Raw genomic sequence first — 24,896 nt, 5'->3', positions numbered from 1 at the left:
GCCGACGTACGAAGTGTCCGACACGAGTCCCTGTTACGCGTGTCTGTTCCGGATGCCTGTTCCAGGTGTCTGCGGGGAGGGCGGTCAGGGGCGGCGCAGCGCGAGTGCCAGGAAGCGGGCGTCGTCGTCGGCGTACGAGGTCATGTCCCAGCCCGAACCCGCGAGCAGCGGGCCCAGGTTGTGCTCGGCCCGCATGTCGTCCGGCGTCAGCTCGCGGCCCTGTCGCGCCGCCAGGGCCGCCCGGCCGATCGGGTGGAACAGGGCGAGCCGGCCGCCGGGGCGCACGATGCGGGCGAGCTCGCGCAGGTTCGCCTCCGGGTCGGGCAGGTGCGCGACGAGCCCGGCGGCGAACACGGCGTCGAGCACCCCGTCGCGCAGCGGCAGCCGGGCCACGTCCGCCAGCAGCAGCGCGCCCGCGGCGTCCCGCCCGGCCCGCCGTGCGGCGGCCAGCATCTGCGGGGTGAGGTCCGCTCCGAGCACCGTGCCGGCCGGGCCGACGGCGGCGCGCAGCGCCGTCAGCGCCCGCCCGGTCCCGCAGCCCGCGTCGAGGACGCGGTCTCCGGGGCACAGGCCGAATTCGGCCACGGCCGCCTCGAACGCGGGGCCGTCCGACGGGAACTTCCGGTCCCAGTCGGCGGCGCGCGTCCCGAAGAACTCCTGCACGTGCGTGTGGTCTTCGCTCATGTGGACATGATCCCCCATGGGCTCCGCGCGGTGCGTGTGCAAGGTGGCACGTGGCGTGATCGAAGACGAACGTAGCTCTGTCATATTCCAGCAGTTCCAGCTGCTTTCGAAATGCGCCCCTTGTTCGCGCCCTCACCCGGACTAGCGTCCCGGGGCCATGGGACACCTCGACCACGCGGCCTATGGCTGGCTGACACCCGTACTGTCATACGTGATGGCATCCATCGGCGCGGCCCTCGGGCTGCGCTGCACCGTCCGCGCGCTCGCCGCGACGACCGGCTCCTCCCGCCGCAACTGGCTCCTCACCGCGGCCTCCGCCATCGGCACCGGCATCTGGACGATGCACTTCGTCGCGATGCTCGGCTTCAACGTCACCGGCACCGAGATCCACTACAACGTGCCGCTGACCATCCTCAGCCTCCTCGTCGCCGTACTTGTCGTCGGCGCCGGGGTGTTCGCCGTCGGCTACGGACGGGCCCGCGGCCGCGCCCTCGTCCTCGGGGGCCTCACCACCGGTCTCGGCGTCGCCAGCATGCACTACCTCGGCATGGCCGCCCTGCGCCTGCACGGCAGCGTCTCGTACGACCCGCTCGTGGTCGCACTCTCGGTCGCGATCGCCGTCGTCGCGGCCACCGCCGCGCTGTGGGCCGCGCTCAACATCAAGGCACCGGTCGCCGTGGCCGTCGCCTCGCTCGTCATGGGCGCCGCCGTCAGCAGCATGCACTACACCGGGATGCTGGCGGTCGCCGTCCGCGTCGTCCCCTCGGACCAGGCCCTGCCCGGCGCCACCGCGATGCAGTTCATCTTCCCGCTCGCCGTCGGGCTCGGCTCGTACCTGTTCATCACCGCCGCGTTCGTCGCGCTCTCCCCGACCGCCGACGAGCACGCCGCCTCGGCATCGGCCGCCCGGCACCTGGGCGGGCAGGCACCGGCGCCGGCTCGGGCGGCCTCCGCGGTGCCGCCCGCTCCGGCCCGCTGAGCTCCCGAGCCGACCTGCCCCGCACCCCCCCCGCTGGACCGCACCCGGAACGAGGAGCCCATGCGCCCACCCCGCAGACGACCGGAAGCAGCTGCGCCGCAGCTGCCCGCGCCCCCGGCGCGCGGCCGCCGGGCCCACGCCGGACCGCCCGCCGAGGAACCGGCTCCGCCGGACGACGGACGGTCCGGCGGACCCGGCCTGGTGACGGCGGCCGGGGCCGCCGCGGCTTCCGGCGGCGGGTCCCGCAGGCCCACGCTGCGCCCCGCCTCCGTCCGCGCGAAGATCGTTTCCCTCCTGATGGTCCCGGTCGTCTCCCTCCTCGCCCTCTGGGGCTTCGCGACCGTCAGCACCGCCCAGGACATCGCCCGGCTCACCAGCGCCCAGCGCGTCGACGAGCAGATTCGCACCCCCGTCGCGGCGGCCGTGACCGAGCTCCAGGCCGAACGGCGCGCCGCCGTCCGCTACCTGGCCGATCCCGGCTCCGACCAGGGCGCCGCGCTGGAAGCGCAGACGCGGCGCACCGATGCCGCCGTCCGGCGGCTGCGGCTCGGCGACCGGCACACCGTCGCCGAGTCCGGCGACCACCGCTCCGACGTCGTGGTCCGCGTCGGCGCCTTCGTGGCCGCGGCGGAGGGGCTCGGCGCCACCCGCAAGGACGTCACGGACCGGCGGGCGACCCAGGACGCGGCGCAGGAGGCGTACGCGCGCGTCGTCGACAGCGCCCTCGCCGTCGACGGTTCCCTCACCGGCGGCGCCGAGGCCGAACTGGGTCCCGAAGCCCGCGTCCTGCTCGAATTCGCCCGGGCCGGGGAACTCCTCTCCCGCGAGGACGCGCTGATCGCCGCGTCCGGCCCGCGCACCGCCGAAACGCTTCGGCGCCTGACCGGCGTCATCGAGACCCGCCGTGCCCTCACCGCGGGCAGCGCCGACGATCTGCCCGCCGCCCAGCAGGCCGCCTGGCAGTCCGTCGCGAAGAGCGCCGCCTACGCCGAACTGACCGCCGCCGAGGACCGGGTGCTCGTCGGCGCGGCAACCACGGGAGCGGCCGCGGGCACGGCCAGGGAAGCGGCCACCGGGCAGGCCAGGGACGCGGCCATCGGACAGGCCAGGGACGCGGCCCGCGGCGCGCCCGCCGGCTGGGACGCCGCGTACACGAGCATCAGCACCTCGATGCGCGAGATCGCCGCCGCCGCCCACGCCGGAGCCGTCGACCGCACCGACCCCCTCGCCCAGGGCGGTCTCAGCCCCGCCGGAGCCGCCGTACTGCTGGGCCTCGCCGCCGTCGCCGCCTCCCTCGTCATCTCCGTGCGCATCGGCCGCGCCCTCGTCGTGGAACTCGTCTCGCTGCGCAACACCGCCCTGGAGATCGCCCACCGCAAGCTCCCGCAGGCCATGGACCGGCTCCGGGCCGGCCAGGACATCGACGTCGAGGCCGAGACCCCGCCCCCACCCCCGGCCGACGACGAGATCACCCAGGTCGGCGAGGCCCTCGCCACCGTCCACCGGGCGGCGCTCAGCGCCGCCGTCGAGCGTGCCGAGCTCGCCAGCGGCGTGAGCGGCGTCTTCGTCAACCTGGCACGCCGCAGCCAGGTCCTGGTGCACAAGCAGCTCACCCTGCTCGACTCGATGGAACGGCGCTCCGACGACCCGGGCGAACTCGGCGACCTCTTCCGCCTCGACCACCTCACGACGCGGATGCGCCGGCACGCGGAGAGCCTGATCATCCTGTCCGGAGCCGCTCCCGGGCGGGCCTGGCGGATGCCGGTCCCGCTGACGAACGTCGTACGGGCCGCCGTGTCCGAGATCGAGGACTACCCGCGGGTCGAGGTCCGTCAGCTGGCCGAGGCCGCCGTGCTCGGCGGCGCGGTCGCCGACCTCACGCACCTGCTCGCCGAACTTATCGAGAACGCCACCCAGTTCTCCCCGCCCCACACCAAGGTCCGCGTCAGCGGCGAACCCGTCGGCGCCGGATACGTCCTGGAGGTGGAGGACCGCGGGCTCGGCATGGGCCGCGACTCCCTCCACGAGGCCAACCGGCGCATCGAGCAGTCCGAGGCCCTCGACCTCTTCGACAGCGACCGGCTCGGGCTCTTCGTGGTCAGCCGGCTCTCCGCCCGGCACGGTGTGCGGGTGCACCTGCGCACGTCGCCGTACGGTGGTACGACCGCCGTGGTGCTCCTGCCGAACTCCCTGCTCCAGGGCGCGATCGAGACCGGCTCCGGGCAGGCGCCGGACCCGGCCGCGCTCTTCGAGGCCCCCGCGGAGCCGGGGGAGCGGGCGCCGCAGCCGCCCGCGATGACCGTCGTGCGGGAGGACGCGCGCAGGTCGGCGGTACGGGAGGACGCGCGCCGGTCCCCGGTACGGGAGGAACCCCGCGGCATCCCGGCGCCGGAGCGGGTTCCCGTACGGGAGGAGGAGCCGCGCCCGGCCCCGGTGGCCTCCCTGCGACCGCGGGGCCCCGGGGGCGCGGAGGCCGCCGAACTGCCGCGCCGCGTACGCCAGGCCAGCCTGGTCCCGCAGCTGCGCGAGGCCCCCGCTCCGAAGGACCCGGCCGGGACGCGCCTGCCCGAGGAGCCGCCGGGGCTCAGCCCTGAGCAGGCCCGGGACCGGATGGCGTCCTACCGGGCCGGCTGGGTCCGCGGCGCCCAGGAGACCGGCGCCCAGGAGACCGGCACCCACGCAGGCAGCGAAGGAGAAGTGTGATGATCGAGCACCAGAGATTCAACCCCGACGGAATCCGCCGGTCCGGCGAACTGGACTGGCTGCTGGACGATCTGGTGGTCCGGGTCCGCGAGGTCCGGCATGCCGTGGTCCTGTCCAACGACGGCCTGGCGGTGGGCGCATCGAGCGCGCTGAGCCGGGAGGACGCGGAGCATCTGGCCGCCGTCGCCTCCGGCTTCCACAGTCTCGCGAAGGGCGCGGGCCGGCACTTCCACGCCGGGGGCGTGCGTCAGACGATGGTGGAGATGGACGAGGGGTTCCTCTTCGTCGCGGCCGCGGGGGACGGCTCCTGCCTGGCCGTGCTGAGCGCGGCGAGCGCCGACATCGGGCTGATCGCGTACGAGATGGCCCGGCTCGTGAAGCGGGTCGGGGAGCACCTGTACACCCCGTCCCGGTTCGCGGCACGGCCGCCGGCCGCGGGCTGATGGCGGCGGTCCGGTCCATGAACGGCCAGTGGTACGACGCCGACGCGGGCCCGCTCGTCCGTCCGTACGCGATGACGGGCGGGCGTACGAAGCCGGGACCCCACGGGGTCCGGTTCGACCTGATCGCGCTGGTCGTCGTGGACGGCGAAGGCGGGGGCGCGGCGGCCGAGTCGCTGCTCGGCCCCGAACACCGGGCGCTGCTCGGGCTCTGCCGGTCCGTGACCCAGTCGGTGGCGGAGCTCGCCGCGGACGCGGACCTGCCGGTGGGCGTGGTGCGGGTGCTGCTCGGGGACCTGCTGGAGGGCGGCCACGTCAAGGTGAGCCGTCCGGTGCCGCCCGCCCGTCTGCCGGACGAACGGATTCTGCGTGAAGTCATCGAGGGATTGCGAGCGCTGTGATGGGACAACACCACGACGGGACCGGCGGACCGGACGTGCATGCGGATCCGGAGGACGACGGGGAACTGGCGGCGCTCTCGCTGAAGATACTCGTGGCGGGCGGGTTCGGTGTCGGCAAGACGACGCTGGTCGGCGCGGTCAGCGAGATCCGGCCGCTGCGGACGGAGGAGCTGCTCAGCGAGGCGGGCGAGCTGGTCGACGACACGGGTGGGGTCGCCCGGAAGACGACCACGACCGTGGCCATGGACTTCGGGCGGATCACCATCCGGTCGGGGCTGTCGCTCTACCTGTTCGGGACGCCGGGACAGGACCGGTTCTGGTTCCTGTGGGACGAGCTGTCGCAGGGCGCCCTCGGCGCGGTGGTGCTCGCGGACACACGCCGGCTGGAGGACTGCTTCCCGGCGGTGGACTACTTCGAGCACCGGCGCATCCCGTTCGTGGTGGCCGTCAACTGCTTCACGGACGCACGGCGGTTCGGGGCGCACGAGGTGGCGAGGGCACTGGATCTGGAGTCGGGAACCCCGGTGGTGCTGTGTGACGCGCGGGACAGGGACTCGGGGAAGGAAGTGCTGATCAGGCTGGTCGAGTACGCCGGGCGGGTGCACACCGCCCGGCTGCTGGACTCGGTGGAGCCGCAGGCCGATTCCGTGTGAGGGGGCCGGACCGCGGCAGGGGAAGGGGCGGCGCGCGGGTCAGTGGGTGATGCCGTCGACGGAGATCACCTTGTCGACGGAGACGCGGACGAGGAGTTCGCCGGGGACGGCGTTGCGGCGGCCGAAGGCCTCGGCGCGCTCCTCACCCATGTAGCGGGCGGCGATCTGCGTCGCCCAGGGGAGCATCTCCTCCAGGTCCTCGCCGATCTCGGCGCGCCCCTGGAGGACGACGTAGGAGTACGGCGGACGGTCGTCGTCCACGCAGAGCGCGACGCGGCCGTCGCGCAGCAGGTTGCGCCCCTTCACCGTGTCCTTGCCGGTGTTGAACACGAAGGTGTCGCCGTCGAGAACGAACCAGACGGGTGCGACGTGCGGGCTGCCGTCCTCGCGGACGGTGGTCAGCTTGCCGGTGCGGGTCCCGTACGAGACGAATGCCCGCCATTCCTCTTGAGTCATCTTCTTCGCCATGGGCACATCCTCCTTGCCCGAAAGGCGCTGGTGGGGAAGGCTTGCGGCACTTACTACGAGGGGTGGGGCGCGGCCATGCCGGCGGCGTCGACGGGGAGGGGCTCGAAATGGCACTGGACAAGCAACTCGACTGGCTGCTCGATGACCTGACGCGCAGGGTCCAGCAGGTCAGGCATGCGGTGGTGCTCTCCAACGACGGCCTGGTGACGGGTGCGAGCGCGGGGCTGGCCCGGGAGGACGCGGAGCATCTGGCGGCGGTGGCGGCGGGGTTGCAGAGTCTGGCGAAGGGGTCGGGCCGGCACTTCCGGGCGGGCGAGGTGCGTCAGACGATGGTCGAGTACGACGACGGCGCGCTGTTCGTCATGGCGGCGGGCGCGGGGAGTTCGCTGTGCGTGCTGAGCGCCGCCGAGGCCGACATCGGCCAGGTCGCGTATGAGATGACGCTGCTGGTCAACCGGGTGGGGGAGCACTTGGGAGTGGCTGAGCGGCGGATCACGGGGGGCTGAGGCCCCTGGGTTTCCGGGGGTTTCCCGGGTTTTCCGGAGTTGTCCACAGGCCTCGCGGGGTGTCGTAGCGCTGAGTTACGGTTTTCACACAGAGTAATCGTCTCGTGTGGGGGAGGACCGTCATGGAGGTCGCGACGCAGGTCTTGTCGGATGTACGGGGGCAGTCCTCGCCGGCGGTACGGGCGGCGGCCGGGCCGTCGGCGGTGCGGGCGGAGCCGCTGCCGGATGCGGCGGTGGGCGGCGCCCGGGCGGCCGAGGAACTGAGGCTGACCCGGACCGAGTTCGCCCGGGCCGTGCAGCTGGGCATCGTACGGGCCGGGCCGCCGGCGCCGGGAGGGGCCGCGCGGTACACGCGGGCCGAGCTGGAGCGGGTCCGGTCGGCCGAGGGGTTCCCGGACGTGCTGCGGGAGCGGGTCGAGACCGTGGCCGGAGCAGAGGCCGCCGGTGCGGTGCTGGGGGTCAGCCCGGGCCGGTTCACCCGGCTCGCGCGGTGCGGGCACGTCACCCCGGTCGGCTACCGGATCAATCGCTACCGGGTGGTGGTGTGGCTCTATCTGGCCGCGGAGCTGAGGGAGTTCGCCGGCCGGGAGGCGGGGATGCTGCGCGGGAGCGCACCCCCGGCCGACCGGGAACTGCTGGCCGTCAAGGCGGATCTGCGGGCTCGGAAGTGGCGCGGTCGGCATGTGGGGCTGCTGCTGAGACGAACCGCCGACCCCTGGGAGCGGGCCGCGGTGCTGGCCTCCGTCCTCCCGGAGGAGGAGCTGCGGGAGGCCGTGACCGATCCGGCGGAGCGAATCCTGCTGGCCGCGCTCGCCCCGCCCCCGCCGTACGGACATCCGCAGATCCCCGCCGCGGCGGCCGTGGCGCTGCGGCTGCTGCGGGCGGAGCCGCCGGACGAGGCCCACTGGTACCGCACCAGCCTGGACTTCGCGCTGACCGGGGCCCGCGGTCAGTCGAAGTCGACGGGGGAGAGGGGGCCGACGTAGACCCAGGCCCCGGCCTCCCGGGCGAAGGCGCTGTGCTCGTGCAGGGAACCGGCGTGCCGGCCCTCGCGGTAGTGCGCCCGGAACTCCACCGATCCCTCCGTCTCGAACATCCCGCCGCGCTCGGTGGCGAGGATCTCCAGACGCTCCCAGCGCTGGCCGGGGTCCAGGTCGAGCCGGCCGGGCCGGGTGCTCGGGTGCCAGGAGCGCAGCAGGTAGGCGGTGTCGCCGACGGCGAACGCGCTGAAACGGGAGCGCATCAGCAGCTCGGCGGTGGGCGCCTGCTGCGCACCGGAGTGGAAGCGGCCGCAGCACTCCGGGTAGGCGGCGGGCAGCCCGCAGGGGCAGGGGAGGGCCGGGGTGGGCATCGGGGCGCTCAGCTCTTCGTGGACGGGGCGGACTGGCGGAAGGGGGTGGGCTACTGGGGTGACACGGGAGGCTTGGCCGCGTTCTCGGCGTACGGGCGGAAGAGGCCTTCCTGGACCACGGAGACCAGCAGCCTGCCCTCCAGGTCGTAGATGCGGCCCCGGGCGAGGCCCCGGCCGCCGTGCGCGATGGGCGACTCCTGGTCGTACAGGAACCACTCGTCCGCGCGGAACGGCCGGTGGAACCACATGGCGTGGTCCAGCGAGGCCATGTCGAAACCGCGCATGCCCCACAGGGGCTCCACGGGGATGCGCACGGCGTCGAGGAGGGTCATGTCACTGGCGTAGGTGAGGGCGCAGGTGTGCACCAGCGGGTCGTCACCCAGCGGGCCGACCGCGCGCATCCACACCGCGCTGCGCGGATCGGCGTCCTTGAGCTCCTCGGGAGTCCAGCGGAGCCGGTCCGTGTACCGGATGTCGAACGGCTGGCGGCGGGCCATCCGCTCCAGCGCCTCGGGCAGCGCGCCCAAGTGCTCGCGGATCTCGTCCGCGACCTTCGGGAGCGTGTCCGGGTGGGGGAAGTCGAGTCGGGGAGGCAGCTGGTGCTCGATGCTGCCCTCCTCCGGATGATGGAAGGAGGCGGTGAGATTGAAGATCGTCTTGCCCTGCTGGACCGCGGTGACCCGGCGCGTGGTGAAGGACCGCCCGTCGCGCACCCGCTCCACCTGGTACACGATCGGCACCCCGGGGATGCCGGGGCGCAGGAAGTACGAGTGCAGCGAGTGGACCGGGCGGTCGCTCTCGGTGGTACGGCCGGCGGCCACCAGGGCCTGGCCGGCGACCTGCCCGCCGAAGACCCGCTGGAGGGATTCCTGCGGGCTGGCGCCGCGGAAGATGTTGACCTCGATCTGCTCCAGGTCGAGCAGATCGACGAGTCTCTCGGCGGGATTCGTCATCAGAGCTTCTCCACTGTCGGGTCCGGCGGTTCCGGCGGGTCCGGGTGCTGGGGTGGGTCGGGTCGCTTGCGGGGGTGGTTCAGAGCGCGCCGAGCTCACCGACCGAGGTCAGCCGGATGATCGCACGGCCTTCCTCGTCGGAGGCCGCGAGGTCGACCTCGGCACTGATGCCCCAGCCATGGTCCCCGTTGGGGTCCGCGAAGGTCTGGCGGACGCGCCACAGCCCGTGCGCCGGGTCCTCCTCGATCTGGAGCAGCTTCGGTCCGCGGGCGTCGGGACCCGTGCCCAGGTCGTCGTACTCGTCCCAGTACCCGTCCATGGCCTCGCCCCAGGCGTCGGCGTCCCAGCCGGCCTCGGCGTCCAGCTCGCCCAGCTGGTCGACGTGGTCCAGGGCGGCGAGCTCCACGCGGCGGAACATGGCGTTGCGGACCAGGACGCGGAAGGCGCGGGCGTTCGCCGTGACCGGCTTGACCTGGTCGGCCTTCTCCTGGGCCTGCTCCGCCGTCTCCACCTCCGGGTTCGCCAGCTGCTCCCACTCGTCGAGCAGACTGGAGTCGACCTGGCGGACGAGCTCGCCCAGCCATGCGATGAGGTCCTGCAGGTCCTCGGACTTGAGGTCGTCGGGGATGGTGTGGTCCAGCGCCTTGTACGCGCCCGCCAGGTAGCGCAGCACGATGCCCTCGGTGCGGGCGAGTTCGTAGAAGGAGGTGAACTCGGTGAAGGTCATCGCGCGCTCGTACATGTCGCGGATGATCGACTTCGGGGAGACCGGGTGGTCGCCGACCCACGGGTGGCTCTTGCGGTACACGTCGTAGGCGTGGAAGAGGAGCTCTTCGAGCGGCTTGGGATAGGTGACGTCCTGGAGACGCTCCATCCGCTCCTCGTACTCGATCCCGTCGGCCTTCATCGCACCCACGGCGATGCCGCGCTCCTTGTTCTGCTGCGCGGCCAGGATCTGGCGCGGGTCGTCCAGCGTGGACTCGACCACGGAGACCATGTCCAGCGCGTAGGAGGGGGACTCGGGGTCCAGCAGGTCGAAGGAGGCCAGGGCGAAGGTGGACAGCGGCTGGTTGAGCGCGAAGTCCTGCTGGAGGTCGACGGTGAGCCGGATGGTGCGGCCCTCCGCGTCCGGGGTGTCGAGCTTCTCGACCACGCCCCCGTCCAGCAGCGAGCGGTAGATCGCGATCGCCCGGCGGATGTGCCGCAGCTGCGCCTTGCGCGGCTCGTGGTTGTCCTCCAGGAGGTGGCGCATCGCCTTGAAGGCATCGCCCGGGCGGGCGATGACCGACAGCAGCATGATGTTGGTGACCTTGAACCGGGAGGTGAGCGGCTCCGGGTCGGCGGCGATGAGCTTCTCGAAGGTGGTGTCCGACCAGGCGACGAAGCCCTCGGGAGCCTTCTTGCGCACCACCTTGCGGCGCTTCTTCGGGTCGTCGCCCGCCTTCGCGAGGGCCTTCTCGTTCTCGATGACGTGCTCGGGCGCCTGGGCGACCACATAGCCCGCCGTGTCGAAGCCGGCCCGGCCGGCGCGGCCGGCGATCTGGTGGAACTCGCGGGCGCGCAGCGTGCGGACCCGGTTGCCGTCGTACTTGGTGAGCGCGGTGAACAGCACCGTGCGGATGGGGACGTTGACGCCGACGCCGAGGGTGTCGGTACCGCAGATCACCTTCAGCAGGCCGGCCTGGGCCAGCTTCTCGACCAGGCGCCGGTACTTGGGCAGCATGCCCGCGTGGTGGACGCCGATGCCGTGCCGGACGTAGCGGGAGAGGTTCTGGCCGAACTTGGTGGTGAAGCGGAAGTTGCCGATCAGATCGGCGATCTTGTCCTTCTCCTCGCGGGTGCACATGTTGATGCTCATGAGCGACTGCGCCCGCTCGACCGCCTGGGCCTGCGTGAAGTGCACGATGTACACCGGGGCCTGCCGGGTCTCCAGCAGCTCGGTGATGGTGTCGGTGATCGGCGTCGTGACGTACTCGTACGACAGCGGCACGGGCCGGCTCGCGGAGCGCACCACCGAGGTCGGCCGGCCGGTGCGCCGGGTCAGGTCCTCCTCGAACCGCTTCATGTCGCCGAGCGTCGCCGACATCAGGACGAACTGCGCCTGCGGGAGCTCCAGCAGCGGGATCTGCCAGGCCCAGCCGCGGTCCGGCTCGGCATAGAAGTGGAACTCGTCCATCACGACCTGGCCGATGTCGGCGTACTTGCCGTCGCGCAGGGCGATGGAGGCCAGCACCTCGGCGGTGCAGCAGATCACCGGGGCGTCCGCGTTCACGGAGGCGTCGCCCGTCAGCATGCCGACGTTCTCGGTGCCGAACAGCTTGCACAGGTCGAAGAACTTCTCCGACACCAGCGCCTTGATCGGGGCGGTGTAGAAGGTCACCTTGTCCTGGGCGAGGGCGGTGAAGTGCGCGCCCGCCGCGACGAGGCTCTTGCCGGAGCCGGTCGGGGTGGACAAGATCACGTTCGCGCCGGAGACGACCTCGATCAGCGCCTCCTCCTGAGCCGGGTACAGGGTGATGCCCTGATCCTCCGCCCACGAGGAGAAAGCCTCGAAGAGGGCGTCGGGGTCGGCGTTCGGCGGGAGCTGATCAATGAGGGTCACACCCCCCATCTTGCCTGGTTTCCCGTCGGAAGAGGGAACCGGCGGACGGATCGAAGATCACCGCCGGTACGCTGTGCCGTTGACCGGGCCCGAACGAAACCGTCAACAGGGTCCGACCACCACACGACTGGGGCGGGGAACGACCATGATGGGTCCGGCGCACTCACTGTCCGGGGCGGCAGCCTGGCTGGGGGTGGGAGCGGCGGCCGCGGCCGCCGGGCACCCGATGCCCTGGCCGGTCCTCGTCGTCGGAGCGCTCATCTGCGCCGGCGCCGCGCTCGCCCCCGACCTGGACCACAAGTCGGCGACGATCTCGCGCGCCTTCGGCCCGCTCTCCCGGGGCCTGTGCGAGGTGGTCGACAAGATCTCCTACGCGGTCTACAAGGCCACCCGCGCCCCCAAGGACGCCCGTCGGACCGGCGGCCACCGCACCCTGACGCACACCTGGCTGTGGGCCGTCCTGATCGGCGGCGGCTCCTCCGCACTCGCGGCCACCACCGACCGCTGGGGTGTGCTGGTCCTGCTCTTCGTCCACCTGGTCCTGGCCGTCGAGGGCCTGCTGTGGCGGGCGGCCCGGATGTCCAGCGACGTCCTCGTCTGGCTGCTGGGCGCCACCAGCGCCTGGATCCTGGCCGGCGTCCTCGACCAGCCCGGCAACGGCGCCGGATGGCTGTTCACCGGCCCCGGACAGGAATATCTCTGGCTCGGCCTGCCGATCCTGCTCGGCGCCCTGGTCCACGACATCGGCGACGCCCTGACCGTCTCCGGCTGCCCCGTCCTGTGGCCCCTCCCGATCGCAGGGAAGCGCTGGTACCCCATCGGCCCGCCCAAGGGCATGCGCTTCCGGGCCGGCAGCTGGGTGGAGCTCAAGGTGCTGATGCCCGTGTTCATGCTGCTCGGCGGCATAGGCGGAGCCTCCGCCCTCGGCTTCATCTAGAGCCTGTCCGGGAGTTCCTCCGGCACGGCGAAGGCCCCGGCCCCCCCCCCGCAGGTCAGCGGGGGGCCGGGGCCTCGTACGACAGGCGGTGCGGGCCGGTCAGCCGTGCCAGGAGCGCCAGAGCGCCGCGTACGCGCCGTCCGCAGCGACAAGCTCGTCGTGCGAGCCCAGTTCGCTGATCCGGCCGCCCTCGACCACCGCGATCACGTCCGCGTCGTGTGCGGTGTGCAGCCGGTGGGCGATCGCGATCACGGTACGGCCGTCGAGCACCCGGGCCAGCGAGCGCTCCAGGTGCCGTGCGGCCCGCGGGTCCAGCAGCGAGGTGGCCTCGTCCAGCACCAGCGTGTGCGGGTCGGCCAGCACCAGCCGGGCCAGCGCGATCTGCTGTGCCTGCGCCGGGGTCAGCGCCGTACCGCCCGAGCCCACCTCGGTGTCCAGACCGGTCTCCAGCGCCCGGGCCCAGCCGTCCGCGTCCACCGCGCCCAGCGCCGCCCACAGCTCGGCGTCACCGGCCCCGGTGCGGGCCAGCCGCAGGTTGTCCCGCAGCGAGCCCACGAACACGTGGTGCTCCTGGTTGACCAGCGCCACCTGCTCGCGCACCCGCTCCGCGGGCATCCGCGACAGCTCCGCCCCGCCGAGGGTGACCTCGCCGGTCCGCGGCGCGTAGATGCCGGCCAGCAGCCGGCCCAGCGTGGACTTGCCCGCGCCCGAGGGGCCGACCAGTGCCATCCGGGTGCCCGGCGGCACGGACATGGACACCTGGTGCAGCACGTCCACGCCCTCCCGGTAGCCGAAGCGCACCTCGTCGGCCCGTACGGCACGCCCCTCCGGGGAGACGCCCGCGTCCCCCGCGTCCGGCTCGATCTCCCGTACGCCCACCAGGCGGGCGATCGAGACCTGGGCGACCTGCAGCTCGTCGTACCAGCGCAGGATCAGGCCGATCGGGTCGACCATCATCTGCGCCAGCAGCGCGCCGGTGGTCAGCTGGCCCACGGACATCCAGCCCTGCAGCACGCAGTAGCCGCCGATCATCAGCACGGAGCCGAGGATCGTCACGAAGGTGACGTTGATGACGGGGAAGAGGATCGTCCGCAGGTACAGCGTGTACCGCTCCCACGCAGTCCACTCCTTGATCCGCCGCTCCGACAGCGCGATCCGGTCCGGGCCGAGGCGGTGCGCCTCCACGGTGCGCCCGGCGTCCACCGTCTCGGTGAGCACGGCCGAGACCGCCGCGTACCCGGCCGCCTCGGAGCGGTACGCCGACGGCGCCCGCCGGAAGTACCAGCGGCAGCCGACCACCAGCACCGGCAGTGCCACCAGCGCGGCCAGGGCCAGCGGCGGCGCGGTCACCGTGAGCGCCCCGAAGAGCAGCGCGACCCAGACCACGCCGATGGCCAGCTGCGGCACGGCCTCGCGCATCGCGTTGGCCAGCCGGTCGATGTCGGTGGTGATCCGCGACAGCAGGTCACCGGTGCCGGCTCGCTCCAGCACGCCCGGGGGAAGGCCCACGGACCGCACCAGGAAGTCCTCGCGAAGGTCGGCCAGCATCTCCTCGCCGAGCATCGCGCCGCGCAGCCGGACCAGCCGGACGAAGAAGGTCTGGGCGACGAGGGCCAGCGCGAACAGCAGGGCCACGCGCCCAAGATGGAGCTCGCGCGCCCCCGCCGCCAGCTGGTCCACGACCCGGCCCAGGAGGTACGGGCCGACCATGGAGGCCGTCACCGCGGCCGCGTTGACCGTCACCAGCACCACGAAGGCCCGCCGGTGGCGGCGGAACAGGCCGCGCACGTAGCCCCGTACGGTCGCCGGCGTGCCCACGGGCAGGGTGGCGGCCGATGAGGGGGCCGCCGGATCGTATTGCGGCGGCGCCACGCCGATCATGCGGATTCCTCGATCTCTGTCAGTGCCTTTTCCAGCCGGTCTTCTTCCAGCCGGGTCAGTTCGATGGGGGCCACCCGCTGTTCCTCGTCGGTCTCGCGGGTGACGACCGCCCGGTAGAGCGGTTCGCCGTGCAGCAGTTCGCGGTGCGTACCCGTCGCGGCGACCGCGCCCTCGTGGATCAGGACCACCCGGTCGGCGCGGTCCAGGAGCAGCGGCGAGGAGGCCAGTACCACCGTCGTCCGCCCGGCGCGCAGGGCGCTGATCCCGTCCGCGATCCGCGCCTCGGTGTGTGAGTCGACGGCCGAGGTCGGCTCGTCCAGCACCAGCACCTCCGGGTCGGTGGCCAGGGACCGCGCCAGCGCGAGCCGCTGCCGCTGCCCGCCGGAGAGCGACCGGCCGCGCTCGGTGATCCGCGCGTCCATCGGGTCGTCCACACCGTCCGGCGCCGACTGCAGCAGCGCGTCCAGGACGTCCGTGCACTGGGCGGCGGCCAGCGCCGCCCCGGGCTCGACCGCTCCGGACGCCGGTACGGCGAACAGCTCGCGCAGCGTTCCGGACAGCAGCACCGGGTCCTTGTCCTGTACGAGGACCAGCGTGCGCGCGGTGTCCAGTGCCAGCTCGTCCAGCGCGACCCCGCCCAGCAGCACCGAGACCCGCTCGGACGCCGGGCCGTCGTCCGCCGGATGCCCGCCGAGACGCTCGGCGAGCCTGCCCGCCAGGTCCGGGTCCCCGCAGACCACGGCGGTGAACCGGCCCGTCGGGGCCAGCAGTCCCGTCGCGGGGTCGTACAGGTCTCCGCCCGGCGCCGGAGTCCCGGGGATCCGGGCCTGCGCCGCTTCCGGCTCGGGGGCGTCCGTACGCCTCAGCGACAGCACCCGCGCCGCCCGCGCGGCGGAGGGCCGGGAGAAGGAGTACGCCATGGCGATCTCCTCGAAGTGCCGCAGCGGGTAGAGCATCGTGGCCACCGCGCTGAAGGCGGCGACGAGTTCACCGACCGCGAGGCGGCCGTCGAGCACGAGCCCGGAGCCGTACCAGACCACGGTGATCAGCAGGGCGCCCGGGAGCAGCACCTGGATCGCGGAGATCAGCGCCCACATCCGGGCGCTGCGCACGGCGGCCTTGCGGACCTCCTGCGAGGCCTCGCGATAGCGGCCCAGGAACAGCTCCTCGCCGCCGATGCCGCGCAGCACCCGCAGGCCGGCGACGGTGTCGGAGGCCAGTTCGGTGGCCTTGCCGGCCTTCTCGCGCTGGATGTCGGCGCGCCGGGTGGCACGCGGCAGCAGCGGCAGCACGGACAGGGCCAGCACGGGGACGCCGATCGCGACGACCACGCCGATCGAGGGCGCGTAGAACAGCAGGCCGACGCAGATGGCGACGACGGAGAAGGCGGCGGCGAGGAAGCGGGAGACCGCCTCGACGAACCAGCCGATCTTCTCCACGTCGCCCGTGGAGACCGCGACCACCTCGCCCGCCGCGACCCGCCGGGTCAGGGCGGAGCCCAGCTCGGCGGTCTTGCGGGCGAGCAGCTGCTGCACCCGCGCGGCGGCCGTGATCCAGTTGGTGACGGCGGTCCGGTGGAGCATCGCGTCGCCGACCGAGATGGCGACGCCGATCAGTGCCAGCAGCGCGCCGACCAGCAGGAGCCGGGTGCCGTCGCGCTGCACGACCGCCTCGACTCCCATGCCCACCGCGTACGGCAGCCCGGCGACGCCGCCGAAGTGCACCAGTCCCCAGCACAGGCTTTTGGCCTGTCCGCCGAGTTGGCCGAGCCCCAGCCACACGAGAAAGCGCGGGCCGGAGCGGGCGTCGGGTGCTCCGGGGTCCGGATACGGAAGATCGCTGATCTGCATGACGCCTCATGACTGGTCGAGTGGTTCAAACCGAGCAAGGTTCGCCTTCCGGACCGGTCCCGGGCAATCGATTTTGCGTTGGCCAGGGCCTCACACGACGGGATGTGCGGCTCGGGCTGACGCAAACCGCCAGGTCAACGCCTCGTACCCGGACGTCAAGGGCGAGTGGCCCACTCCAGTTCCAGCAACGCCGAGTGGTAACTGCGGCCGGTGGCCCGGTCCATGCCCACCTCGCACATCCGGTTCGCCGACAGATGCGCGTCGAACGCCCGCGAGGTCACCTCCGCCGCCTCGCGCTCCGTCGCCGAGGCCGTCAGCTCCGGATGCAGCATGCCCCGGTCGCCGGCGAAGGCACAGCAGCCCGCATCCTGCGGAACCACCACCTCCGCCGCGCAGGCCTCGGCCACCGCCCGCAGCTGCGCCACGTCGCCCAAGTGGTGCATGGAGCAGGTCGGATGGAGCACGGCCGAGCCGACCGTGCGCCGGATCTCCAGGTGCGCGAGCAGCTCGTCCGCCGCCCACACGAGGGAGTCGACGACCGTCAGCTCCGCGTGCAGCGCCCGGTTGTCGTCCGTCAGGAACGGGACCACCTCGTGCGCGATGCCCAGCGTGCACGAGGAGGCGTCGACCACCAGCGGCAGCCGCCCGCCGGCGGTCCAGCCCCAGGCGGCCTCCACGATCCGGTTGGCCATCACCCGGTTCCCCGCCTCGTACCCCTTCGAGTGCCAGATCGTCGCGCAGCAGGTGCCCGCGACATCGCCGGGGATCCACACCGGCTTCCCGGCCCGCTCCGACACCGCCACCACGGCCTCGGGCAGCGAGGGGCCGGGCCGGCCCCCGGGGCCGCGGAAGATCCGGTTCACGCACGCCGGGTAGTACACCGCCGCCGCGCCCACCCGCTCGGTGCGGGGCAGTTTCCCCGCGGCGCCGGGGAGCTGCGGCAGCCACTTCGGCACCAGGTCGGGCCGTACCGCCTTGCGGGCGGCCCCGGTGACCGTCTCCAGCAGCCGGTCCCCGACCGGGTCGGGCAGCCGGTCGACCAGCTTGTCGGCGGCGGCCACGGCCAGCCGGGCGGCGCTCTCCACGGCCTTGAACCGCTGCGCGGCGAGCTCGGCGGCGCGCTCCTCGCGCGGGCTGTGCCGGCGGTGGCGGAACTCCCGCATCAGCGCGCCCGTGTCGATGCCGACGGGACAGGCCAGCTTGCAGGTGGAATCCCCCGCGCAGGTGTCCACGGCGTCGTGGCCGTAGGCGTCGAGCAGGCCGTCCAGCACCCGGGATCCCGGCTGCTGGCGCATCATCTCCCGGCGCAGCACGATCCGCTGGCGGGGCGTGGTCGTCAGGTCCTCGCTGGGACAGGTCGGTTCGCAGAAGCCGCACTCGATGCACGGATCGGCCACCGCCTCGACGTGCGGGATCGTCTTCAGCCCGCGCAGATGGGCCGCCGGATCGCGGTCGAGGAGGATGCGCGGGGCGAGCAGCCCGTCCGGGTCCACGACCCGCTTCGTGCGCCACATCAGCTCGGTGGCCTTGGGCCCCCACTCCAGTTCCAGGAAGGGGGCCATGTTGCGGCCGGTGGAGTGCTCGGCCTTCAGCGAGCCGTCGAACCGCTCCACCGTCAGCCGGCAGAACGCGTCCATGAAGGCCCCGTACCGCTCCACGTCGGCGGGCTTCGCCGCGTCGAAGGCGAGCAGGAAGTGCAGGTTGCCGTGGGCCGCGTGGCCGGCGACGGCCGCGTCGAAGCCGTGCTCGGCCTGGAGCGCGAGGAGCGCCTCGCAGGCCTCGGCCAGCCGGGAGGGCGGCACCGCGAAGTCCTCGGTGATCAGGGTGGTGCCGGGGGCGCGGGCTCCGCCGACGGCGGTGACGAAGGCCTTGCGGGCCTTCCAGTACCCGTTGATCGTCTTGGTGTCGCGGGTGAACGCATTGGTGATCGAGGCCGCCGGAGCGACCAGGTCCAGCCCGGCGAGGACCTCGGCGGCGCGGCGCTCGTACTGCGCGCGGCCCGCCTCGTCCGGGGCGCGGAACTCCACCAGCAGGGCGGTGGTGTCCTTCGGCAGCCCGGCCCAGTCGGCGGGGACGCCCTCGACGCTGACCGAGGCGCGCAGGGTGTTGCCGTCCATGACCTCCACCGCGAGGGCGCCCGCCTCGTTGAACAGCGGTACGGCGGCGGCCGCGGCGGGCAGCGAGGGGAAGAAGAGCAGCGCGCTGGTGAGCTCGCGGTCCAGCGGAACGGTGTCGAAGACGACCTCGGCGATGAAGCCGAGGGTGCCCTCCGAGCCGACCATCAGCCCGCGCAGGATCTCGACGGGGCCGGCGCCGTCCAGGTACGCGTCGAGGCGGTAGCCGGTGGTGTTCTTGATCTCGTGCTTGGACCGGATCCGCGCGACGAGCTCCGGGTCGGCCTCGATCTCCCGCTTGATCTGCATCAGTCCGCGGCACAGCGCCGGTTCCGCGCGCGCCAGCTCCTCGTCCGCCGACGGGTCGGCGGTGTCCACGACGGTCCCGCCGGGCAGCACGAAGGTGAGGGAGGAGAGGGTGCGGTACGAGTTCCTCGTGGTCCCCGCGGTCATGCCGGACGCGTTGTTGGCGACGACCCCGCCGAGCGTGCAGGCGACGGCGCTCGCCGGATCGGGGCCGAGGACGCGGCCGTGCCGGGCGAGCGCGGCATTGGCCCGCGCCACGGTGGTGCCGGGCCGGATCCGGGCGCGGCGGCCCTCGTCCAGCACCTCGACGCCGGACCAGTGGCGGCGTACGTCGACCAGGATGTCCTCGCCCTGGGCCTGGCCGTTCAGCGAGGTGCCGGCGGCACGGAAGACGACCTCACGGCCGCGGCCGTGCGCGTACGAGAGGACCGCGGAGACGTCGTCGATGTCCTCGGCGACCACCACCACCTGCGGCAGGAACCGGTACGGCGAGGCGTCGGAGGCGTAGCGGACCAGGTCGGAGACCTTCCACAGCACCTTGTCGGCGCCCAGCAGCTCCGTCAGATCGGTGCGCAGCGGCTCCGGGGTGCCGTCGGCGTGGTGGTCGCGGACCCGGTCGGGGGCGGGGCCGGTGACGCCGTGCGGCCGCAGGGCCCCGGGCTTCGGTTCCAGCAGCGGCATGCGCGACCCCTCGACTACTCGTTCGGCCCAGTCCGCGGAACCCTCTGCCGGCCCCGGAGCGGCCTACTCAGCAGCTGCCCTCCAGCGGGGCGTCCGTCAGAGCGTTCAGCAGGCCGCCGAGCACCTCGCGCTGTTCGGCGGTCAACGGAGCCAGGATCTCCTCTGCCGCGTCGGTTCGCGCGTTGCGCAGCCGGCGCAGCGTGGCGCGGCCCGTGTCGGTCAGCTCGATCCTTATGACCCGTCGGTTCGCCGGATCGGGCGCGCGGCGCACGCATGCGGCGGCCTCCAGGCCGTCCACCAGCGTGGTCACGGCGCGGGGCACGACTTCCAGGCGGGCGGCGAGGTCCGCCATCCGGGGCGGCCGGTCACCGTCGTAGTGCGAGACGAGGCGCAGCAGCCGGCTCTGGGCTGGGGTGATGCCGAGCGGTTCCAGATGGTGCTTCTGGATGCGGTGGAGCCGGCGGGTCAGCCGCAGCAGCTGCTCGGCGAGCACGCCGTCCGTGCTGTCGGTTTCGGAAGCGGTCCTCATACTGGGAAACAGTACCAGGACCACGTTCATTGTGAGCATAGGTAACAATGAGCTATGCTCATTCGAGTCTCATCAGGTCTGGTACTCAGACAGGTCCCGCCAGAAGGAGGCCCATGCGCCCCGAAGAGCCGAAATGGATCCCATCGAAAGAAGCCCTCGACCCCGACCGGCCCGCCCCCGCGGAGCAGCCGCGTGAGCTGCGCCGCATCGTGGGCCTGTTCCGCCCCTACCGCGGCCGCCTCGCCGTCGTGGGGCTGCTCGTCTGCGCCTCCTCGCTGGTGGCGGTGGCCTCGCCGTTCCTGCTGAAGGAGATCCTGGACGTCGCCATCCCGCAGGGGCGCACCGGGCTGCTCAGCCTGCTCGCGCTCGGCATGATCCTCACCGCGGTCGTCACCAGCGTCTTCGGCGTGCTGCAGACGCTGATCTCCACCACCGTCGGCCAGCGCGTCATGCACGACCTGCGCACCGCCGTCTACGCCCAGCTCCAGCGGATGCCGCTGGCCTTTTTCACCCGCACCCGGACCGGCGAGGTGCAGTCCCGCATAGCCAACGACATCGGCGGCATGCAGGCGACCGTCACCTCCACCGCGACCTCGCTCGTCTCCAACCTGACGGCGGTGATCGCCTCCATCGTCGCGATGCTCGCGCTCGACTGGCGGCTCACCCTCGTCTCGCTGCTCCTGCTGCCCGTGTTCGTGTGGATCAGCCGGCGTGTGGGCCGCGAGCGCAAGAAGATCACCCTCAAGCGGCAGAAGCAGATGGCCGCCATGGCCGCGACGGTCACCGAGTCGCTGTCGGTGAGCGGCATCCTGCTCGGTCGCACCATGGGCCGCGCCGACTCGCTGACCCGGTCCTTCTCCGACGAGTCCGAGAAGCTCGTCGATCTCGAGGTGCGCTCCAGCATGGCCGGACGCTGGCGGATGTCCACCATCGGCATCGTCATGGCCGCCATGCCCGCGCTCATCTACTGGGCCGCGGGCATGACCCTCCGGCCGGGCGCCCCCTCGCTGTCGGTCGGCACCCTCGTCGCCTTCGTCACGCTCCAGCAGGGCCTGTTCCGGCCCGCCGTGAGCCTCCTGTCGACCGGCGTGCAGATCCAGACCTCGCTCGCCCTGTTCGGCCGCATCTTCGAGTACCTCGACCTGCCGGTGGACATCACCGAGCGCGCGGACCCGGTACGCCTGGAGCGGGCGCGGGGCGAGGTCCGGCTGGAGGACGTGCACTTCGCGTACGACGCCAAGCACGGGCCCACCCTGACGGGGATCGACATCACCGTCCCGGCCGGCGGCTCGCTCGCCGTGGTCGGCCCCACCGGCTCCGGCAAGAGCACGCTGAGCTACCTGGTGCCCCGGCTCTACGACGTCACCGGCGGCCGGGTCGCCCTCGACGGGGTGGACGTCCGCGATCTCGACTTCGACTCGCTCGCCCGCTCCATCGGCGTGGTCTCCCAGGAGACGTACCTCTTCCACGCCTCCGTCGCCGACAACCTCCGCTTCGCCAAGCCGGACGCCACCGACGAAGAGATAGCCGAGGCGGCCCGCGCGGCCCAGATCCACGAGCACATCGAGTCCCTGCCCGACGGGTACGACACCCTCGTCGGCGAGCGCGGATACCGCTTCTCCGGAGGAGAGAAGCAGCGCCTCGCCATCGCCCGCACGATCCTGCGCGACCCGCCGGTGCTGATCCTCGACGAGGCCACCAGCGCGCTCGACACCCGCACGGAGCATGCCGTGCAGCGGGCCATCGACAACCTCTCCCAGGGCCGCACCACGATCACCATCGCGCACCGTCTCTCCACCGTCCGCGACGCCGACCAGATCGTCGTCCTGGACGAGGGGTGCATCGCCGAGCGCGGTACGCACGAGGAGCTGTTGGAGGCCGACGGCCGGTACGCGGCCCTGGTCCGCCGGGACCGGGAAGCCGCGCTCACGCCGGAGGCGGTCGTACACCCCGCACCGGTAAAAGTGTGATCGTATGACCGATGCCCGGGCGTGATGCCGGGAATGTGGCGCTTCGCGGGTTAGCGTGCCCGCATGCGCCATGAGTACCAGCCGCCACGGCGTCGCTCCCGGCTCACCCGCCGGGGCCGTCTGGCGTTCTTCCTCGGCATGCTGCTCGCCATCGGCGTGGCCGCCCTGTTTCCGCTGCTGCGGAGCGGGGGAGCCCCCGAGAAGCCGCGCCGGCTGACCATCCCGGAGGGCTGGCGGACACCCCAGGTGTACGCCGCGATCGACCGCGAGCTGAAACTCCCCGCCGGGTCCACCAAGGCGGCCGTGCCCACGGCCGCACTGCCCCTGCCCGCGGAGGCGAAGGGCAATCCGGAAGGCTTCCTGTTCCCGGCGACGTACCCCGTGACCTCCGAGTCCACCCCGGCCACCCTGCTCGCGTACATGGTGGACACGGCGAACCGGAAGCTGGCGACCAAGGCCGTCGCCGATGGCGCCAAGGCACACGGGATGACCCCGTATCAGACGGCCACGCTCGCCAGCATCATCGAGGCGGAAGCCGAGTCCCGCACCGACCGGGGCAAGGTCGCCCGGGTCGTGCACAACCGGCTGGCGCGCTCGATGCCCCTCCAGATGGACTCCACCATCAACTACGCGCTGAACCGCAGCACGGTGGACACCAAGCTGAGCGAGACCCGGATCGACAGCCCCTTCAACACCTATGAGCGCCAAGGACTCCCGCCGACCCCGATCGACAGCCCGGGCCTGGAGTCGATGGCCGCGGCCGTCGCGCCGACCCCGGGCGACTGGCTGTTCTTCGTCACCGTGAAGCCGGGGGACACCCGCTTCTCGGCGACGTACGAGGAGCACAAGAAGCACGTCGCCGAGTTCAACCGGATCCGTGCCGGCGCCGGCGCAGGTACGGGGTCGGGTTCGGGGACCAGCGACGCGGCGGCCGGGCACGCCCGGGCGGGCTCCCGCGCCGGCTAGGCCGGGGCGGCGGCCGGTTCGAGCACGCCTTCGGTGCCGTCCGTACGGTCCGCGGCCTCGGTGCCGCGGGCCAGCAGGCGGCGGATCTCGCGGACCGCGGCGCCTCCGGCGCGGTTGGCGCCGATCGTCGACGCCGACGGGCCGTAGCCGACCAGGTGGATGCGCTCGTCGCGGACCGCGCGGGTGCCCTCGACCCGTATGCCGCCGCCGGTCTCGCGCAGGTGCAGCGGCGCCAGGTGCTCGATGGCGGCGCGGAACCCGGTGGCCCACAGGATCACATCGGCCTCCACCTGCCGTCCGTCCGCCCAGGCGACACCGGTCGCCGTGATCCGGTCGAACATCGGTTGCCGGTCCAGCACTCCGGAGGCCAGCCCGGCCCGGACGGCCTCGTTCAGCGGGAGCCCGGTCACGCTGACCACGCTCTGCGGCGGCAGCCCCCGGCGCACCCGCTCGTCGACCAGGGCCACCGCGGCCCGGCCCTCGGCCTCGCCGAAGCTCCCGTCGCGGAACACCGGGGGCCGACGGGTCACCCAGGTGGTCTCCGACGCCACCTCCGCGATCTCCAGCAGGTGCTGCACCGCCGAGGTGCCGCCGCCCACCACGACCACCCGGGCCCCGGCGAACTCCTGCGGCCCCGGGTAGTTCGCGGTGTGCAGCCGGCGGCCCCGGAACGTCTCCTGACCCGGGTAGCCCGGCCAGAACGGCCGGTCCCAGGTCCCGGTCGCGTTGATCAGCGCCCGCGCGGACCAGATCCCGGCCGAGGTCTCCACCCGCAGCTGCCCGTCGCCCCCGTCCCGTACGGCCGAGACGTCCACGGGGCGCCGTACCCGCAGCCCGAACCGCTCCTCGTACGCCGCGAAGTACTCCCCGATCACCGCCGAGGAAGGTCGCAGCGGGTCGGCGCCCGTGAGCTCCATGCCCGGCAGCGCGTGCATCCCGTGCACCTTGCCGTACGTGAGCGAGGGCCAGCGGAACTGCCACGCGCCGCCGGGGTGCGGTGCGTGGTCGAGCACCACGTGCCCGATCCCGGCCCGCGCCAGGTGGTAGGCACTGGACAATCCCGCCTGCCCGGCCCCGACGACCACCACGTCGACGTCCCCCGCACCCCGCACCATTTCGTTCACGGTTCTACCAACCCGCCGCCCCGGCGAGATCTTCCCCGGGGGTGCCTTGTGGATCGGGCCCGGCCTGATCGGCAAGACACCCTCTAGGCGGCCGGGTGTTCGCAGAGCCAGTCGTAGGCCGCCTCCGCGCTGAAATCGCGCTGGCCGCCGCGGAACATCAGGCCGGCGCCGGTGAAGGCCGGGTCGTGGGCCGTGGCAGGCACGTACGGGATCGCCACGCAGGCCATCCCGGCCGCGTGGGCCGCCCGGGCGCCCGGGGCCGCGTCCTCGACGACCACGCAGTCGGCGGGGTCCGCGCCGAGGCGGCGGGCCGCCTCCAGGAACACGTCGGGGGCGGGCTTGCCGTGCGCCACCTCCTCGGCGGAGACCGCCGTGGTCAGCAGCGCGTCCAGGCCCGTCCCCGCCAGCACCGCGTCGATCGCCTCGCGCGAGGATCCGGACGCCACCGCCATCGGGACCCCCTCCGCGTGCAGCCTCTCCACGAACTTCCGCATCTCGGGGAAGGCCTCGGTCCCGTTCCGGGCCAGCTCCAGGTACGCGGCGTTCTGCTCGGCCAGCAGCTGCTCCACCGGGGCCTGGATCCCGTACCGGTCCCTGAGGATCTCCAGCGTCTCCAGGGTGCCGATGCCGATGAAGCGCGCGTGCTGCTCCCAGGTGAAATCGGGGACGCCGTGCCGCGCCAGGGTGCGGCGACCGGACTCGTAGTAGTTCGGCTCGCTGTCCACGAGGGTGCCGTCGAGATCGAATATGACGGAAATCATCCGCTCTGCCCGTCCTGCCGGTTACGTACCTGTCCCA

At 72.9% G+C, this 24,896-nt stretch carries 21 protein-coding genes; 10 read left to right on the top strand and 11 right to left on the bottom strand.

Annotated features, from left to right (window positions below; all coding sequences use genetic code 11):
- Positions 1 to 84: 84 nt before the first annotated feature.
- Entirely contained in the window at positions 85 to 684 is a 600-nt protein-coding gene (locus ACFXGI_RS01190; protein WP_384701421.1) for a class I SAM-dependent methyltransferase, read from the bottom strand.
- 157 nt (positions 685 to 841) lie between these two features.
- On the opposite strand from ACFXGI_RS01190, the gene ACFXGI_RS01185 reads away from it, so the two are divergent.
- Genes ACFXGI_RS01185 through ACFXGI_RS01165 form a run of 5 tightly spaced genes read left to right on the top strand, consistent with a single transcriptional unit; the run spans position 842 to position 5,860 of the window.
- Complete coding sequence (locus ACFXGI_RS01185) at positions 842 to 1,663, top strand: MHYT domain-containing protein (protein WP_384701418.1); 822 nt, start codon at positions 842 to 844, stop codon at positions 1,661 to 1,663.
- Between the two features lie 60 nt (positions 1,664 to 1,723).
- Positions 1,724 to 4,366 (top strand): nitrate- and nitrite sensing domain-containing protein, encoded by a 2,643-nt coding sequence (locus ACFXGI_RS01180; RefSeq protein ID WP_384701415.1) that lies wholly within the window; start codon positions 1,724 to 1,726, stop codon positions 4,364 to 4,366.
- Positions 4,366 to 4,809, top strand: a complete 444-nt coding sequence (locus ACFXGI_RS01175; protein WP_099894014.1) for a roadblock/LC7 domain-containing protein — start codon at positions 4,366 to 4,368, stop codon at positions 4,807 to 4,809. The genes ACFXGI_RS01180 and ACFXGI_RS01175 overlap by 1 nt, the downstream gene beginning before the upstream one ends.
- 17 nt (positions 4,810 to 4,826) lie before the next feature.
- Positions 4,827 to 5,207, top strand: coding sequence for a DUF742 domain-containing protein (locus ACFXGI_RS01170; RefSeq protein WP_384701412.1), 381 nt, complete (start codon positions 4,827 to 4,829; stop codon positions 5,205 to 5,207).
- A complete protein-coding gene (locus ACFXGI_RS01165) occupies positions 5,207 to 5,860 on the top strand; it encodes an ATP/GTP-binding protein (RefSeq protein ID WP_384701409.1) in 654 nt (217 codons plus the stop codon). The genes ACFXGI_RS01170 and ACFXGI_RS01165 overlap by 1 nt, the downstream gene beginning before the upstream one ends.
- A gap of 39 nt (positions 5,861 to 5,899) precedes the next feature.
- Here the strand turns inward: ACFXGI_RS01165 and ACFXGI_RS01160 are convergent, their stop codons facing one another.
- Positions 5,900 to 6,328 (bottom strand): PPOX class F420-dependent oxidoreductase, encoded by a 429-nt coding sequence (locus ACFXGI_RS01160; protein ID WP_384701407.1) that lies wholly within the window; start codon positions 6,326 to 6,328, stop codon positions 5,900 to 5,902.
- A 107-nt stretch (positions 6,329 to 6,435) separates the two neighbouring features.
- On the opposite strand from ACFXGI_RS01160, the gene ACFXGI_RS01155 reads away from it, so the two are divergent.
- Both ACFXGI_RS01155 and ACFXGI_RS01150 read left to right on the top strand, forming a co-directional pair.
- A complete protein-coding gene (locus tag ACFXGI_RS01155) occupies positions 6,436 to 6,834 on the top strand; it encodes a roadblock/LC7 domain-containing protein (protein ID WP_030158066.1) in 399 nt (132 codons plus the stop codon).
- Between the two features lie 122 nt (positions 6,835 to 6,956).
- Complete coding sequence (locus ACFXGI_RS01150; RefSeq protein WP_384701404.1) at positions 6,957 to 7,820, top strand: DUF6397 family protein; 864 nt, start codon at positions 6,957 to 6,959, stop codon at positions 7,818 to 7,820.
- Here the strand turns inward: ACFXGI_RS01150 and ACFXGI_RS01145 are convergent.
- The 3 genes from ACFXGI_RS01145 to ACFXGI_RS01135 form a co-directional block, all read right to left on the bottom strand.
- On the bottom strand, positions 7,784 to 8,185 hold the full coding sequence (locus tag ACFXGI_RS01145) for a YchJ family protein (RefSeq protein WP_030860500.1): 402 nt from the start codon (positions 8,183 to 8,185) through the stop codon (positions 7,784 to 7,786). The genes ACFXGI_RS01150 and ACFXGI_RS01145 overlap by 37 nt on opposite strands.
- Positions 8,186 to 8,235: 50 nt before the next feature.
- The gene (locus ACFXGI_RS01140) at positions 8,236 to 9,138 is read right to left on the bottom strand and encodes an acyl-CoA thioesterase II (protein WP_266631675.1); all 903 of its coding nucleotides are present in this window, start codon (positions 9,136 to 9,138) and stop codon (positions 8,236 to 8,238) included.
- 79 nt (positions 9,139 to 9,217) lie between these two features.
- Positions 9,218 to 11,740, bottom strand: a complete 2,523-nt coding sequence (locus tag ACFXGI_RS01135) for a DEAD/DEAH box helicase (RefSeq protein WP_384701400.1) — start codon at positions 11,738 to 11,740, stop codon at positions 9,218 to 9,220.
- Positions 11,741 to 11,885: 145 nt separating this feature from the next.
- Between ACFXGI_RS01135 and ACFXGI_RS01130 the strand changes: the two genes are divergently transcribed.
- Positions 11,886 to 12,677: a metal-dependent hydrolase gene (locus tag ACFXGI_RS01130; RefSeq protein ID WP_384701397.1), complete on the top strand. Its 792-nt coding sequence runs from the start codon at positions 11,886 to 11,888 to the stop codon at positions 12,675 to 12,677.
- A 99-nt stretch (positions 12,678 to 12,776) separates the two neighbouring features.
- Here the strand turns inward: ACFXGI_RS01130 and ACFXGI_RS01125 are convergent, their stop codons facing one another.
- The 4 genes from ACFXGI_RS01125 to ACFXGI_RS01110 form a co-directional block, all read right to left on the bottom strand.
- Complete coding sequence (locus ACFXGI_RS01125) at positions 12,777 to 14,558, bottom strand: ABC transporter ATP-binding protein (RefSeq protein ID WP_384701394.1); 1,782 nt, start codon at positions 14,556 to 14,558, stop codon at positions 12,777 to 12,779.
- A complete protein-coding gene (locus ACFXGI_RS01120; RefSeq protein WP_384701390.1) occupies positions 14,555 to 16,408 on the bottom strand; it encodes an ABC transporter ATP-binding protein in 1,854 nt (617 codons plus the stop codon). Before ACFXGI_RS01120 ends, ACFXGI_RS01125 begins: the two co-directional genes overlap by 4 nt.
- Before the next feature lie 155 nt (positions 16,409 to 16,563).
- Positions 16,564 to 19,509, bottom strand: a complete 2,946-nt coding sequence (locus tag ACFXGI_RS01115; protein ID WP_384701387.1) for an FAD-binding and (Fe-S)-binding domain-containing protein — start codon at positions 19,507 to 19,509, stop codon at positions 16,564 to 16,566.
- 67 nt (positions 19,510 to 19,576) lie between these two features.
- Positions 19,577 to 20,038, bottom strand: coding sequence for a MarR family winged helix-turn-helix transcriptional regulator (locus ACFXGI_RS01110; RefSeq protein WP_384701384.1), 462 nt, complete (start codon positions 20,036 to 20,038; stop codon positions 19,577 to 19,579).
- Positions 20,039 to 20,151: 113 nt separating this feature from the next.
- Between ACFXGI_RS01110 and ACFXGI_RS01105 the strand changes: the two genes are divergently transcribed.
- Together ACFXGI_RS01105 and mltG are read left to right on the top strand one after the other, a co-directional pair.
- Entirely contained in the window at positions 20,152 to 22,008 is a 1,857-nt protein-coding gene (locus ACFXGI_RS01105) for an ABC transporter ATP-binding protein (RefSeq protein ID WP_384701381.1), read from the top strand.
- A 63-nt stretch (positions 22,009 to 22,071) separates the two neighbouring features.
- A complete protein-coding gene (gene mltG / locus ACFXGI_RS01100) occupies positions 22,072 to 22,974 on the top strand; it encodes an endolytic transglycosylase MltG (RefSeq protein WP_384701378.1) in 903 nt (300 codons plus the stop codon).
- Here the strand turns inward: mltG and ACFXGI_RS01095 are convergent.
- Both ACFXGI_RS01095 and ACFXGI_RS01090 read right to left on the bottom strand, forming a co-directional pair.
- Positions 22,971 to 24,089, bottom strand: a complete 1,119-nt coding sequence (locus ACFXGI_RS01095; RefSeq protein WP_384701828.1) for an FAD-dependent oxidoreductase — start codon at positions 24,087 to 24,089, stop codon at positions 22,971 to 22,973. The genes mltG and ACFXGI_RS01095 overlap by 4 nt on opposite strands.
- Positions 24,090 to 24,181: 92 nt before the next feature.
- A complete protein-coding gene (locus tag ACFXGI_RS01090; protein ID WP_384701375.1) occupies positions 24,182 to 24,859 on the bottom strand; it encodes an HAD family hydrolase in 678 nt (225 codons plus the stop codon).
- Positions 24,860 to 24,896: the final 37 nt, after the last annotated feature.

Source organism: Streptomyces sp. NPDC059355 (assembly GCF_042752335.1).
GTDB lineage: Bacteria > Actinomycetota > Actinomycetes > Streptomycetales > Streptomycetaceae > Streptomyces.
The sequence above is the reverse complement of the archived record's forward strand: the minus strand, read 5'-3'. Positions and strand labels throughout refer to the sequence as shown.

Bases quoted from the DNA above. Each gene is read 5' to 3' on its own strand.
- ACFXGI_RS01190 (WP_384701421.1), bottom strand. From the start codon at position 684: ATGAGCGAAGACCACACGCACGTGCAGGAGTTCTTCGGGACGCGCGCC.
- ACFXGI_RS01185 (WP_384701418.1), top strand. From the start codon at position 842: ATGGGACACCTCGACCACGCGGCCTATGGCTGGCTGACACCCGTACTG.
- ACFXGI_RS01180 (WP_384701415.1), top strand. From the start codon at position 1,724: ATGCGCCCACCCCGCAGACGACCGGAAGCAGCTGCGCCGCAGCTGCCC.
- ACFXGI_RS01175 (WP_099894014.1), top strand. From the start codon at position 4,366: ATGATCGAGCACCAGAGATTCAACCCCGACGGAATCCGCCGGTCCGGC.
- ACFXGI_RS01170 (WP_384701412.1), top strand. From the start codon at position 4,827: ATGAACGGCCAGTGGTACGACGCCGACGCGGGCCCGCTCGTCCGTCCG.
- ACFXGI_RS01165 (WP_384701409.1), top strand. From the start codon at position 5,207: ATGGGACAACACCACGACGGGACCGGCGGACCGGACGTGCATGCGGAT.
- ACFXGI_RS01160 (WP_384701407.1), bottom strand. From the start codon at position 6,328: ATGGCGAAGAAGATGACTCAAGAGGAATGGCGGGCATTCGTCTCGTAC.
- ACFXGI_RS01155 (WP_030158066.1), top strand. From the start codon at position 6,436: ATGGCACTGGACAAGCAACTCGACTGGCTGCTCGATGACCTGACGCGC.
- ACFXGI_RS01150 (WP_384701404.1), top strand. From the start codon at position 6,957: ATGGAGGTCGCGACGCAGGTCTTGTCGGATGTACGGGGGCAGTCCTCG.
- ACFXGI_RS01145 (WP_030860500.1), bottom strand. From the start codon at position 8,185: ATGCCCACCCCGGCCCTCCCCTGCCCCTGCGGGCTGCCCGCCGCCTAC.
- ACFXGI_RS01140 (WP_266631675.1), bottom strand. From the start codon at position 9,138: ATGACGAATCCCGCCGAGAGACTCGTCGATCTGCTCGACCTGGAGCAG.
- ACFXGI_RS01130 (WP_384701397.1), top strand. From the start codon at position 11,886: ATGATGGGTCCGGCGCACTCACTGTCCGGGGCGGCAGCCTGGCTGGGG.
- ACFXGI_RS01125 (WP_384701394.1), bottom strand. From the start codon at position 14,558: ATGATCGGCGTGGCGCCGCCGCAATACGATCCGGCGGCCCCCTCATCG.
- ACFXGI_RS01120 (WP_384701390.1), bottom strand. From the start codon at position 16,408: ATGCAGATCAGCGATCTTCCGTATCCGGACCCCGGAGCACCCGACGCC.
- ACFXGI_RS01115 (WP_384701387.1), bottom strand. From the start codon at position 19,509: ATGCCGCTGCTGGAACCGAAGCCCGGGGCCCTGCGGCCGCACGGCGTC.
- ACFXGI_RS01110 (WP_384701384.1), bottom strand. From the start codon at position 20,038: ATGAGGACCGCTTCCGAAACCGACAGCACGGACGGCGTGCTCGCCGAG.
- ACFXGI_RS01105 (WP_384701381.1), top strand. From the start codon at position 20,152: ATGCGCCCCGAAGAGCCGAAATGGATCCCATCGAAAGAAGCCCTCGAC.
- mltG (WP_384701378.1), top strand. From the start codon at position 22,072: ATGCGCCATGAGTACCAGCCGCCACGGCGTCGCTCCCGGCTCACCCGC.
- ACFXGI_RS01095 (WP_384701828.1), bottom strand. From the start codon at position 24,089: ATGGTGCGGGGTGCGGGGGACGTCGACGTGGTGGTCGTCGGGGCCGGG.
- ACFXGI_RS01090 (WP_384701375.1), bottom strand. From the start codon at position 24,859: ATGATTTCCGTCATATTCGATCTCGACGGCACCCTCGTGGACAGCGAG.